The following is an 11,352-nucleotide window of genomic DNA, read 5'->3' as shown; positions in this document are numbered from 1 at the left end:
AGAACCCATCGGCGAAAGACACGCGTGCTCGACCTCAACGACTTTCGGTACTTCGTGGAAGTGATCGACCGGGGCAGCCTCTCGGCCGCGGCGCGCGCGCTGCAGCGGCCGGTCTCGACGATCAGCTACCGCATCCAGCAGCTCGAGGCCGAGCTCGGCCTGACGCTGCTGGCGCGCACCTCGCGGCGCATCACGCTGACCGAATCGGGCGAGGCCTTCTATGGCCACGCGGTCGCCACCATCGCGCGCGCCAACGAGGCCGAGGCGGCGATGCGCAGCCGCAGCACGGAGCCGACCGGCACCGTGCGCTACACGGTGTCGGTCGCGACCTCGCAGTTCGCGATGACCGAGATGGTCGCGAGCTTTCTCGCGAAGTACCCGAAGGTCAACCTGCTGCAGGACGCGAGCGACGCCAACGTCGACATCGTGGCCGACCGCTACGACTTCGCGATCCGCGCCTATTCGGGCGCGCTGCCCGATTCGAACCTGGTGCAGCGCGCGCTCGCGGAAGCGCCCTGGCACCTGTTCGCGGCGCCCGAGTTCCTCGAAACCGCCGGCGCCATCGAGACGCCCGACGACCTGCTGGGCTGCGCCACGCTGTTCATGAAGCGCGGCGGCCTCGCGCCCCTGTGGCAGCTCAAGCGCGAGGACGACCGCGCGCAGACCGCGCAGGTCGCGATCCGCCCGCGCATGGAGGGCACCTGCATGGTGACCCTGAAGCGCGCGGCCGAGGCGCGCATGGGCGTGGTCGCATTGCCGGCCTACATCTGCCGCGACGAGCTGCGCGCCGGCCGCCTGCGGCGCGTGCTGCCCGACTGGGTGGCGGCCGACTCGACCATCTCGGCGCTGATGCCGAGCCGGCGCGGCATGAGCGCGGCCGCGCGCGCCTTCATCGAGCATCTCGTCGAGGCCTTCCCCGCCGCCGTCCGGCTCGACTGAGCGCAAGCGCAACCCCCGTGATCCGACCCGCCGCGCCGATGCGGCGGCGCAGTCGCGCGCGCCATCAGGGTTTACGCAAAGACGTGGCCTCGGCATCGATGTCTACAATATGGACATACATCCACAATATGGACAAGCGACATGCCCCTCGATGATTCGGATCCGACCCCGAAGATGCCCTACCAGTACCCGAATCCTCCGGACGCGTTGCCCGAGATCGTGGTGCAGCACGCGATCCCGAGCGACGAGCGCCTGTGGGTGCCGCAGGCCGAGAACGTGTGGTTCCGCCCGCTGTGCCTGAACGCGAGCCAGGGCTACTGGATGAACCTGCTGAAGGTGCGCAAGTCGGGCGTGCTGAGCCGCCACCGCCATCCGCAGGCGGTGCACGGCTTCGTGCTCAAGGGGCGCTGGCGCTATCTCGAGCACGACTGGGAAGCCACCGAGGGCAGCTACGTGTTCGAGCCGCCGGGCGAGACGCACACGCTGTACGTGCCCGAGGACGTCGAGGAAATGATCACCTACTTCCAGGTCAACGGTGTCATGTACTACACCGACCCCTGGGGCAAGGGCATGGGCTACGAGGACGTGTTCACCAAGATCGACATGTGCCGCAAGCACTTCGACAACGTCGGCCTCGGCGCGGACTACGTCAAGCAGTTCATCCGATGAGCACGACGGCCTACGGCCGCGCCGGCTACGACTTCGCGGGCGCGGTGGCGGTGGTCACCGGCGGTGCCAGCGGCATCGGCGCGGAAGTCGCGGCGCAACTGCGGCGCAGCGGCGCGCGGGTGGCGGTGTGGGACATGGCCGAGGCCACTGCGAACGACGACGCCTGGCAGGTCGACGTGAGCGATCTCGCCACGGTCGAGCGTGCCGCCGCCGCGGTGGCCGCGCGCTTCGGCCGCATCGACTTCGTGGTCAACAGCGCGGGCTTCGCGGGACCGACGGTGCCGCTCGATGCCTACGACCCCGCCACCTGGCGCCGCATCGTCGACGTGAACCTGGTCGGCACCTTCAACGTGTGCCGCGCCGTGGTGCCGCACCTGCGTGCCGCGGGCGCGGGCCGCATCGTCAACATCGCCTCGCTGGCCGGCAAGGAGGGCACGCCCAATGCCTCGGCCTACAGCGCGGCCAAGGCCGGCGTGATCGCGCTGACCAAGTCGCTCGGCAAGGAGCTCGCGACCACCGGCATCCTGGTGAACGCGATCGCGCCGGCCGCGGTGCGCACGCCGATCCTCGAGCAGATGTCGGCCGAGCACGTGCAGACCATGATCGGCAAGAGCCCGATGCAGCGCCTGGGCGAGAGCGCCGAGGTGGCCGAGATGGTGGCCTGGCTGTGCTCGGGCTCGTGCAGCTTCAGCACCGGCGCCACCTTCGATCTCTCGGGCGGTCGGGCCACGTACTGAAGCGCCGCCAAGTTTTTTCGGTCCCATTCCTTTTCAAACCACGGAGACACACCCCATGATTCGCTTCGCCTCGAAACTGCAACGCCTCGCGGCGCTGTCGCTGCTGCCGGTGGCGGCGCTGCTGGCCGCCGCGCCCGCCTCGGCGCAATCGCGCGACTATCCCAACAAGCCGGTCGAGCTGGTGGTGCCGTTCCAGCCCGGCGGCGGCACCGACGCACTGGCGCGCGCCTTCGCCGATGCCACGCGCAAGCACATGCCGCAGAGCATGATCATCGTCAACAAGCCCGGCGCCAGCGGCGCCATCGGCTGGCAGGACGTGATCAACGCCAAGCCCGACGGCTACCGCCTCGCGGTGGTCACGGTGGAACTCACGACGCTGCCGCACATGGGCCTCGCCAAGTTCACCTACGAGGACCTCGCGCCCATCGCGCGCCTCAATGCCGACCAGGCCGCAATCACCGTGCGCGCCGATGCGCCGTGGAACACCATCGAGGAATTCCTGGCCGCCGCGAAGAAGGACAGCGGCAAGCTCAGCGTGGGCAATGCCGGCAACGGCTCGATCTGGCACCTGGCGGCCGCCGCGCTCGAGGACAAGACCAGCGTGAAGTTCAACCACACGCCGTTCCAGGGTGCCGGCCCCGCGGTGCTCGCGCTGATGGGCGGCCACATCGACGCGGTGGCGGTGAGCCCGGCCGAGGTCACGACCTACGTGCAGGCCGGCAAGCTCAAGACGCTGGCGGTGATGGCCGAGCAGCGCGTGAAGGGCTTCGAGAAGGTGCCCACGCTCAAGGAACGCAACATCGACCTGGTGATCGGCACCTGGCGCGGCATCGCGGCGCCCAAGAACACGCCGCCCGAGGTCATCGCCTACCTGAAGACCGTGAGCCAGCAGGCCGCCAACGAGCCGGCCTTCCGCGAGGTGCTCGACAAGCAGAACCTGGGCTTCGCCTATGCCGACGACGTCGCCTTCAAGGCCACGATGGCCAAGGACAGCGCCTACTTCAAGACGCTGATGGGCAAGCTCGACATCAAGAACTGATCCACGCAAAGGCAACTCCCTTTTCATGACTTACGAGGCAGCACTCTTCAAGGGCAAGCGGGCACTGGTGTCCGGTGCCACCCAGGGCATCGGCGCCGTGATCGCCAACCACCTGGCCGCGCTCGGCGCGCAGGTCACGGCCATCGGCCTGGGCAACGGCGACGGCACGCTCGATGCCGCGGTCGAGGTCCGGCAGGCCGACGTGACCTCGGACGCGAGCCTCGAGGCCGCGATCGGCGGCATCGAGCGCCTGGACATCGTCTTCAACTGCGCCGGCATCATCCAGCGCGGCGCGGAGCACGACCTCGCGGTGTTCGAGAAGGTGCTGGCCGTGAACCTCACGGGCACGATGCGCGTGTGCGGCATGACGCGCGAGCGCCTCAAGGCGAGTGGCGGCTGCATCGTCAACACGGCCTCGATGCTGAGCTTCTTCGGCGGCGGGCTGGTGCCCGGCTATGCCTCGAGCAAGGGCGGCGTGGCCCAGCTCACCAAGTCGCTGGCGATCGCCTACGCGGCCGACGGCATCCGCGTGAACGCGATCGCGCCGGGCTGGATCGCGACGCCGCTCACGAAACCGCTGCAGGACGATCCCGCGCGCGCGGGCCCGATCCTCGCGCGCACGCCGCTGGGCCGCTGGGGCACGCCCGACGACGTGGCGCGCGCCGCGATGTTTCTCTGCACGCCGGCCGCGTCGTTCATGACCGGCGTGGTGCTGCCGGTCGACGGCGGCTACATGGTGAGCTGAGGGCGCGCCCGATGCGCGTGGACTGGATGGAGGGTATGGATAATGGCCCGGCCCTCGTTCCCGCCGGTGCCCGCGCCGGCCTCGTCCCTTCGTCCATGCCTGCTCCCCGGTCTTCCTCCGCCGCTCCCGCTTCTTCCGCCGCTTCCGCGAACCAGGTCGCGGGCACCGCGTCGTTCTCCAAGTTCATGCACGTGCTGCAACTGGTGGCCGATGCGCAGGAGCCGGTCAACGTCGCGGCGCTGATGCGCGCGAGCGGCTATCCGCGGCCCACGGTGCACCGCATCGTCGCGGCGCTGATCGCCGAGCGCCTGCTGGTCGAGCACCCGCACAGCGCGACCCTGGGGCTGGGCCCGCGGCTGATCCAGCTCGCGAGCCGCAGCTGGGGCCGTTCCGAACTGCGGCTGGCGGCCGTCGACGAGCTCAAGCGGCTGCGCGATCTCACGGGCGAGACCGTGCACCTGGCCGTGCCCAACGACACGACCATGGTCTACATCGAGAAGCTCGAGAGCCCGAGCGCGGTGCGCATGGCCTCGCGCATCGGCACCAGCGTGTCGCTGCATGCCACCGCCGTCGGCAAGGCCTACATGGCGGCGCTCGACGACGGCGCGCTCAAGGCGCTGGTCAAGCGCCTGCCGATGCCGCGCTACACGCCCAACACCACCGTCGATGCCGCCGCGCTGCGCGCCGAGGTACAGAAGACGCGCGAGCGCGGCTGGTCGGTCGACAACGAGGAGAACGAGGCCGGCATCTTCTGCTTCGGCGCGGTGATCCGCGGCGTGGGCGGCGTGCCGGTGGCGGCGATCAGCGTCAGCACGCTGGTGTTCCGCCAGAAGGAAGATCCGGCGCAGGCCTACGTGGCGCCGCTGCTTGAGGCCTGTCGCGTCATCTCGGAGCGCATCGCGCAGACGCCTTCGCTGTCGGGCAGCGACGTGCTCTGAAGCGCGTGCGGCTCAGGCCAGCGCCTTGAGCTGGAAGCCCGGCGCCCGCGCTTCTTCCTCGCTCAGCGCCACGCCCTTGGCCAGCAGCCGGCGCGCCAGCATGTGATCGCCCGCGCGGTTGAGGGTCTCGACCGCCGCGAGGCGTCCTTCGCGGATGCACAGCACGGTGGCGGCCGATGAAGCCGCATCGCGCAGCACCACGTGCGCGTCGTCGGCCGCGCGCAGCCCGGCGATCTGCAGCCTGAGTTCGCCCTGGTCGCTCCAGAACCATGGCACCGGGCCATGCGCCACCGTCTTGCCCGCGAGCCGCGCCGCCACGCTGCGCGCCTGGTCGCCGGCGTTCTGCACCGACTCGAGCCGGATCGGGCGGCCGCTGACAGGGTCGGGAAAGGCCGCCACGTCGCCGATGGCCGAGATCGCCGGATCGGAACTCAGCAGCTGCGCATCGACGCGGATGCCGTTGTCGACCGCGAGCCCGGCCTGCGCCGCGAGCTGCGTGCGCGGCTCGGCGCCGATGCCCACCACCACGAGGTCGGCCGGCAACGTCTCGCCGTCGGCGGTGCGCACCGCCGCGATCCGGCCTTCATGGCCCTCCAGCGCCGTCACGCCGCAGCCGAAGCGCAGCCGCGTGCCGCGGCCCTCGTGCGAGGCCGCCACGGCCTGCGCGCTGTGCGGCGAGGCGGCCCGCGCCAGCGCGCGATCGGCCACGTCGAGCACCGTCACGTCCAGGCCCAGGGCACGCGCCACCGAGGCGAACTCGAGCCCGATGAAGCCGGCGCCGACCACCACCGCGCGCCGGCTGTCCGCCAGCCGCTCGCGCAGCCGGTCGGCATCGGCCAGCGTCTGCAGGCTCATCACGCCCTCGAGTTCCGCACCCTCGACGCGCATGCGGCGCGGGCTCGATCCGGTGGCGATCACGAGATGGTCGTAGGCGATCGCCTGGCCCGACGTCAGCACCACGCGCTGCGCGGCGCGATCGATCAGCTCGACGCGGCCCTGCAGGCGCTGCACGCGCTGTTCCTCGAAGAAGCGCTCGGGGCGGAAGTGCAGGTCGCTCGCGCTCGCCTTCGCGAGCAGGTAGGCCTTCGACAGCGGCGGCCGCTGGTAGGGCAGGCTGGCCTCGTCGCCGACCAGCACGATGGCGCCCTCGAAGCCTTCCTGGCGCAGCGAGGCGCAGCACTGGAAGCCCGCATGGCCCGCGCCGACGATCACGACCTGCTGCATGGCGCGCGCATCGAGGTGGGGAAGAAGAGGGTGCGCACGCGCGTCCATGCGCTGCGATGCCGTGCGGCGTCGGGCCGCTTTTCAGGCGCGCTCGGGGCCTGGAGCGAGGGCCGGCCGCCGTCGGGCGCGTCGGTGTCGAGCTTGTAAGGGATCAGCCATTCCATCTGCGTGTCTCCTGCAGCGCGATGGTGGGCTCGGAGGGGCGGCTTGTCTGTCCCCGCTATAGGGGACGTGTGCGGCGCCTGGTGAGGATCTACTTGATTCGAAGGATGCCAAGGAACGGGCCCGTCTCAATACTTCCGCCGCAGAGCACCCGGAGGGGGCTTCAACTCACGCCTCGAGGCGGATAGGAGATCGAAAGCATGAGAACCCTGCAACATATCCGTCGCTGCGCATTCGCAGCGGCTGCGCTCGGGCTCGCTCTGTCGGCTGCGCTGGCCCAGTCGGCTGCGCCGGAATTTCCGGCGGAGGCCGTGTCACTGACGCCCGAGACGCTCAAGGGCCTCAACGGCAAGAAGTTCGTGGGCACGCGCGTGGACGGCACGGGCTGGACGATGGACTTCGGCCCCGACGACTACTTCCGGCTGGCGTACCGGCGCGGCGGCACCGGTGCCGGACCAGGTGGAGGCATCTTCGACGGCACGGTCCGGCTCGATGGCACGAAGCTCTGCCAGGACATGCGCAAGGCCCTCGAAAGCCGGTGCAACGAGGTGCGGGTGAAAGGCAACGAGCTGTTCTATCAGCGGGGCTCCAACGGCGAGATCGTGGTTCTCACGGCACAGTGAGATCCGATCCCGCTGGCCTGCGGTCCGGCGCACGGGGGCGCTGCTGCGTGACCAGGTTGCAGCGGCGCATGCACCGATGCGAAAACCCCGCCGGTCCTGGTCGCTGAATTCCTCGAGTCCCGGACGGCGATACAGCGCGATCGCCGTCGACGGTGCCGCCGAGGGCGCCGATCCCTCGTCCACGCTCGAGTGGGTCGAACTGCTCGCATCTCTCTTTCGACACCTCGGCAGTTTGGCCTGCCAGGCCAACCGAATCCAGTGGCCCCAGCAGGATGGCCGACCGCAAATGTCGGCAACGTCCCACGGATCGGGCCGCCGGGCGGGGGAATACTCCCCGGTCCAGCCGAGGGGGAACCGGCACGAACCCACTGTCCGAGAGAACAAAACACATGCCAGATCCCGCCGCCGAGTGGCTGTCCATCGCCAACCTGTCGGACGCCGATCACCGGCAGATGATCGATGCGGTCACCGACTACGCGATCTTCTTCCTCGATCCCGACGGCATGGTGCTGAGCTGGAATGCCGGTGCGCGGCTCGTCAGCGGCTACGAAGGTTCCGAGATCCTCGGGCGCCATGTCTCGATGCTCTATCCGGCCGAAGCGCAGCAGCGCGACGGGCCGCGCCAGGAGCTCGCGCAGGCACGCGAGGCGGGCCATTTCGAGGACGAGGGCTGGCGCGTGCGCAAGGACGGCACGCGCTTCTGGGCCAGCGTGGTCATCACGCGGCTCACCGGGCCCGACGGCACGGTGCGCGGCTTCTCCAAGATCACGCGCGACCTCAGCGAGCGGCGCCTGCAGGACGAACTGCTGCGCGCGAGCGAGGAGCGCTTCCGGCTGCTGGTCGAGGGCGTGAAGGACTATGCGATCTTCATGCTCGACCCCGCGGGCCACGTGATCAGCTGGAACGCGGGCGCGCAGAAGAACAAGGGCTACGAGGCGGCCGAGATCATCGGCCGGCACTTCTCGACCTTCTATCCGCCCGACGTGGCCGCCAGCGGCTGGCCCGCGCAGGAGCTGCGCAACGCGCTGCGCGACGGCCGCTTCGAGGACGAGGGCTGGCGCGTGCGCAAGGACGGCAGCCGCTTCTGGGCCAGCGTGGTCATCACGGCGCTGTACGACGCGGCGGGGCACCACAAGGGCTTCGCCAAGGTCACGCGCGACCTCAGCGAGCGCCGGCGTATCACCGCGCTGGAGGACGAGGGACGCCGCATGGCCACCTTCCTCGCGATGCTCGGGCACGAGCTGCGCAACCCGCTCGCGCCGATCTCGAATGCGCTCGAGCTGCTCAAGCGCGAGAAGATCGAGTCGCGCATCTTCAACAGCACGCGCGACATCATCGACCGGCAACTGCGGCAGATGACCCGGCTGATCGACGACCTGCTCGACGTCGGCCGCATCACCAGCGGCAAGATCCACCTCGAGGCCAAGCCGGTGCGGCTGCGCGACGTGATTCACGACGCGGTCGAGACGGTGCGTCCGCTGGTCGCGCTGAAGTCGCAGGTGCTCGAGCTGCAGGTCGATGGCGCCGACCCCTGGGTCACGGGCGACCGGGCGCGGCTGGTGCAGGTGGTCAGCAACCTGGTGCACAACGCCGCCAAGTTCACCGACAACGGCGGGCGCATCGAGCTGCGGCTCGGCGCCGGCCCCACCGCGCCCGGCGTCGCGGGCGCCAGCCCGATCGAGGCCGAGATCGTGGTGCGCGACACCGGCCCGGGCATCGCGCCGCAGGACGTCCACCGCATCTTCGACCTGTTCGTGCAGGGCGAGCAGGACGCCGCGCGTTCCAAGGGCGGGCTCGGCCTCGGACTGAGCCTGGTGCAGCAGCTGGTCGCGCTGCATGGCGGCCGGGTCAGCGTGTTCAGCAGCGGGCGCGCGGGCGAGGGCAGCGAATTCATCGTCAACTTGGCGGCCGTGGCCGAGCCGCTCGCGGGCGAGGGAACATCGGGCCGGGCGCCCGGCGAACGGCTGGTGCTGGTGGTCGACGACAACCAGGATGCCGCCGAGACCATGGCGCTGCTGATGGACGCGCTGGGCTATGCCAGCGCGGTCGTGCACGACGGCTTCGCGGCGATCGAGGCGGTCAAGACCGGCCGGCCCGACGTCGTGCTGCTCGACATCGGCCTGCCCGGCATCGATGGCCACGAGGTCGCGCGCCGGCTGCGCGCCGAACTGGTCGACCCGCCCGCGCTGATCGCCGTGACCGGCTACGGCCAGCCCAGCGACCGCGACACCAGCTTCGAGACCGGCTTCCTCGGGCACCTGACCAAGCCGGTGGACGTGGACCGGCTGGCGCGGATGCTGGAGCGGCTGTTCCAGGAGGAGCGGCCAGGGAGCACGACAGGCTGAGCCCGGCGCCTCGTCGGACGGCTCAAGGCGGTGGCTTGTAGCCCCGCGGCTTGCCGCGCACCATGAGTTCGCACACGGCCCAGACGATGGCCTGCCCGGTGGAGTGCTGGAGCGCGGGTTCCATGGCGGCCTCGGCCTCCGAGGGGGGGCGCACCATGCGTCGAACCACCGGTCCCTGGCTGGCACGTCCCGCGTAGCTCACGATGCTTTGGTCCGCGAGGCGTTCGCGCTGGCAATCGATCCGCGTGATCCGGACGTCGGACCCATAGGCACGACCGTCGGCGGTCCGATGTTCCTGTCCATAGTCGAACAGCAGGCTCGCGACGACATGACCGCCCGGCTCCCGCGCGGGGCCGTTCACGTCGAGGTAGATGTTGTCGCCATCCGGTGTCGGGTTGCCGACGCGGCGCCAATCGGTGGCAAGCGCATGGGGCACGGTGCAGGCGCAGGCGAGGGCCAGCGCGATGTGGCGCAGCCGGGTCGGTGAGTTCATCGCATCCTCCTGCGCGTCTTTTCTTCTCGGGGTTCCGCGGGGTCTGTCGCGCTCGAGCACCGGCCCTCAGCCGCCGCGCTTCACCAGCGTCATGAACTCCAGCCCCTGGACCTTGCTGGAGCGCATGTCGAACATCGACAGCACCGACTGCCCGAGCAGCGGCAGGCAGTCGGCGCAGGTGATGGCCTGCACGTTCTTGAGCTCGAAGCGGCCGATGCGGATGGCATCGATCACGATCGCCTTGGCGACGACCCGGCGGCCGTCGGCGGTGAACATCCTGACGCTCGGATCGACGACGCGGTAGGCCACCTTCGATTGCCGCAGCGTCTCTTCCGCCAGCGACAGCCGCGTGGCGCCGGTGTCGACCATGAAGGCCATGGCCTTGGCGTCGCCGAGGTTGACCGGCGCGAAGAAGTGCCCGCCGTAGGCCGGCAGGCGCAGGCCGGCGCGCTCCGGGGCCGCGGCGCCGCCGCCCTGGTCGATGGCGGTCTCGATGGCGATGCGCTGGCCCGCGAAATAGAGCGGGCTGCCGCGCGCCTGGGCCTGACTGTCGTAGGCCTGCAGCAGCGACAGGGCTTCGTAGGGCCGGCCGGCCGCGACCAGCAGGCGCGCGAGCCTGGCGCGCACGTCCACCAGCGCGGGCTGCGCCGCCAGCGCCTTGTAGGACCACGCGATGGCCTCCTCGCCGCGGCCCAGCTTCGAGAGGCTGTCGGCATGGAAGGCGAACAGGTCGTAGGCGCCTTCGCCGAGCGCTTCCGCGCGCTCGAAGTTCTCGACCGCCTGCTGGTGCTTGCCGCGCCGCGCCTGCGCCATGCCGAGGTTGGCGAGGCCGAGGGTATCGCCGGGCAGCAGGCGCACGTAGTCCTGCCAGTTGGCTTCCTCGCAGGCCAGGTCGGCTTCGCGCGCGCAGCGCCCGGCCTGGCGCCGGAAGTCCTCGGCGGTGAGGTTGTCCTTGTTGAGCCAGCGCTGCCAGTAGCCGCGGGTGGTGGCGATGCTCGCGAAGGACACGGCCGCCAGCACGAGGCAGGTCCAGGCGAAAACCTTGACGCCGCGGCGCTGGCTGAAGCGGTGGTCCCAGAGCGAGCAGAGCAGCACCACGACGAAGGGCCAGAGCAGGGCGCCCAGCGCGGTGCCGATGCGGAACGCGGGGGACATCGCTTCCGAGCGTCCGAAGAACAGCGTGGTGGCCTCGAGCGCCGCCAGCGAGAGGGCCGCCAGGCCCCACAGCAGCGGACCGGCCTTGCGCCCGCGCTCGCGGTCGTCGCGCAGGAAGCCCGGCTCCCAGCCGGGGGCCGCGGCTGCGATGTCTCCCGTCCACTGCGGTTCGCGCCGCGATCCCGTGTGCTCGTCCATGAGGTCCTCCCGAGGCACCGGCGTTGTGTGCGTGTTCCCGCGCGAGCGGGGGCCGGTTGCCGCAAAAATGTGTCGGAAAGTATAC

The 11,352-nt window shown here is 70.4% G+C and carries 12 protein-coding genes; 8 read left to right on the top strand and 4 right to left on the bottom strand.

Annotation, left to right across the window (positions count from 1 at the left end; translation table 11 throughout):
- Window positions 1-24: 24 nt before the first annotated feature.
- From AC07RV_RS04870 to AC07RV_RS04845, 6 genes are all read left to right on the top strand, one after another.
- A complete protein-coding gene (locus AC07RV_RS04870; protein WP_296785837.1) occupies window positions 25-939 on the top strand; it encodes a LysR substrate-binding domain-containing protein in 915 nt (304 codons plus the stop codon).
- Between the two features lie 141 nt (window positions 940-1,080).
- The gene (locus tag AC07RV_RS04865; RefSeq protein WP_296785834.1) at window positions 1,081-1,608 is read left to right on the top strand and encodes a 2,4'-dihydroxyacetophenone dioxygenase family protein; all 528 of its coding nucleotides are present in this window, start codon (window positions 1,081-1,083) and stop codon (window positions 1,606-1,608) included.
- A complete protein-coding gene (locus AC07RV_RS04860) occupies window positions 1,605-2,345 on the top strand; it encodes an SDR family NAD(P)-dependent oxidoreductase (RefSeq protein ID WP_296785832.1) in 741 nt (246 codons plus the stop codon). The genes AC07RV_RS04865 and AC07RV_RS04860 overlap by 4 nt, the downstream gene beginning before the upstream one ends.
- Before the next feature lie 55 nt (window positions 2,346-2,400).
- The gene (locus AC07RV_RS04855) at window positions 2,401-3,384 is read left to right on the top strand and encodes a tripartite tricarboxylate transporter substrate binding protein (RefSeq protein ID WP_093347213.1); all 984 of its coding nucleotides are present in this window, start codon (window positions 2,401-2,403) and stop codon (window positions 3,382-3,384) included.
- A 25-nt stretch (window positions 3,385-3,409) separates the two neighbouring features.
- Window positions 3,410-4,129, top strand: a complete 720-nt coding sequence (locus tag AC07RV_RS04850; RefSeq protein WP_057591225.1) for an SDR family NAD(P)-dependent oxidoreductase — start codon at window positions 3,410-3,412, stop codon at window positions 4,127-4,129.
- 95 nt (window positions 4,130-4,224) lie between these two features.
- The gene (locus AC07RV_RS04845; RefSeq protein WP_057591224.1) at window positions 4,225-5,067 is read left to right on the top strand and encodes an IclR family transcriptional regulator; all 843 of its coding nucleotides are present in this window, start codon (window positions 4,225-4,227) and stop codon (window positions 5,065-5,067) included.
- Window positions 5,068-5,079: 12 nt separating this feature from the next.
- Here the strand turns inward: AC07RV_RS04845 and AC07RV_RS04840 are convergent, their stop codons facing one another.
- Window positions 5,080-6,291, bottom strand: a complete 1,212-nt coding sequence (locus AC07RV_RS04840; RefSeq protein WP_296785826.1) for an NAD(P)/FAD-dependent oxidoreductase — start codon at window positions 6,289-6,291, stop codon at window positions 5,080-5,082.
- A complete protein-coding gene (locus AC07RV_RS04835) occupies window positions 6,276-6,455 on the bottom strand; it encodes a hypothetical protein (RefSeq protein WP_296785823.1) in 180 nt (59 codons plus the stop codon). The genes AC07RV_RS04840 and AC07RV_RS04835 overlap by 16 nt, the downstream gene beginning before the upstream one ends.
- A 198-nt stretch (window positions 6,456-6,653) precedes the next feature.
- Here AC07RV_RS04835 and AC07RV_RS04830 point away from each other — a divergent pair, with 198 nt between their 5' ends.
- Both AC07RV_RS04830 and AC07RV_RS04825 read left to right on the top strand, forming a co-directional pair.
- Window positions 6,654-7,076, top strand: a complete 423-nt coding sequence (locus tag AC07RV_RS04830) for a hypothetical protein (RefSeq protein WP_296785818.1) — start codon at window positions 6,654-6,656, stop codon at window positions 7,074-7,076.
- Between the two features lie 389 nt (window positions 7,077-7,465).
- On the top strand, window positions 7,466-9,421 hold the full coding sequence (locus AC07RV_RS04825; protein WP_296785816.1) for a hybrid sensor histidine kinase/response regulator: 1,956 nt from the start codon (window positions 7,466-7,468) through the stop codon (window positions 9,419-9,421).
- Window positions 9,422-9,443: 22 nt separating this feature from the next.
- Here AC07RV_RS04825 and AC07RV_RS04820 read toward each other — a convergent pair whose 3' ends face one another.
- Window positions 9,444-9,914, bottom strand: coding sequence for a surface-adhesin E family protein (locus tag AC07RV_RS04820; RefSeq protein WP_296785813.1), 471 nt, complete (start codon window positions 9,912-9,914; stop codon window positions 9,444-9,446).
- 66 nt (window positions 9,915-9,980) lie between these two features.
- Window positions 9,981-11,267 (bottom strand): retroviral-like aspartic protease family protein, encoded by a 1,287-nt coding sequence (locus AC07RV_RS04815; protein WP_296785810.1) that lies wholly within the window; start codon window positions 11,265-11,267, stop codon window positions 9,981-9,983.
- Window positions 11,268-11,352 lie beyond the last annotated feature (85 nt).

It is taken from the genome of Variovorax sp. GW821-FHT09B01 (assembly GCF_059418345.1).
This window is presented reverse-complemented; position numbering and strand designations above follow the sequence as displayed.

Coding starts and splice junctions, on each gene's coding strand:
- AC07RV_RS04865 (WP_296785834.1), top strand. CDS start 1,081: ATGCCCCTCGATGATTCGGATCCGACCCCGAAGATGCCCTACCAGTAC.
- AC07RV_RS04840 (WP_296785826.1), bottom strand. CDS start 6,291: ATGCAGCAGGTCGTGATCGTCGGCGCGGGCCATGCGGGCTTCCAGTGC.
- AC07RV_RS04845 (WP_057591224.1), top strand. CDS start 4,225: ATGCCTGCTCCCCGGTCTTCCTCCGCCGCTCCCGCTTCTTCCGCCGCT.
- AC07RV_RS04815 (WP_296785810.1), bottom strand. CDS start 11,267: ATGGACGAGCACACGGGATCGCGGCGCGAACCGCAGTGGACGGGAGAC.
- AC07RV_RS04860 (WP_296785832.1), top strand. CDS start 1,605: ATGAGCACGACGGCCTACGGCCGCGCCGGCTACGACTTCGCGGGCGCG.
- AC07RV_RS04825 (WP_296785816.1), top strand. CDS start 7,466: ATGCCAGATCCCGCCGCCGAGTGGCTGTCCATCGCCAACCTGTCGGAC.
- AC07RV_RS04835 (WP_296785823.1), bottom strand. CDS start 6,455: ATGGAATGGCTGATCCCTTACAAGCTCGACACCGACGCGCCCGACGGC.
- AC07RV_RS04820 (WP_296785813.1), bottom strand. CDS start 9,914: ATGAACTCACCGACCCGGCTGCGCCACATCGCGCTGGCCCTCGCCTGC.
- AC07RV_RS04855 (WP_093347213.1), top strand. CDS start 2,401: ATGATTCGCTTCGCCTCGAAACTGCAACGCCTCGCGGCGCTGTCGCTG.
- AC07RV_RS04830 (WP_296785818.1), top strand. CDS start 6,654: ATGAGAACCCTGCAACATATCCGTCGCTGCGCATTCGCAGCGGCTGCG.
- AC07RV_RS04850 (WP_057591225.1), top strand. CDS start 3,410: ATGACTTACGAGGCAGCACTCTTCAAGGGCAAGCGGGCACTGGTGTCC.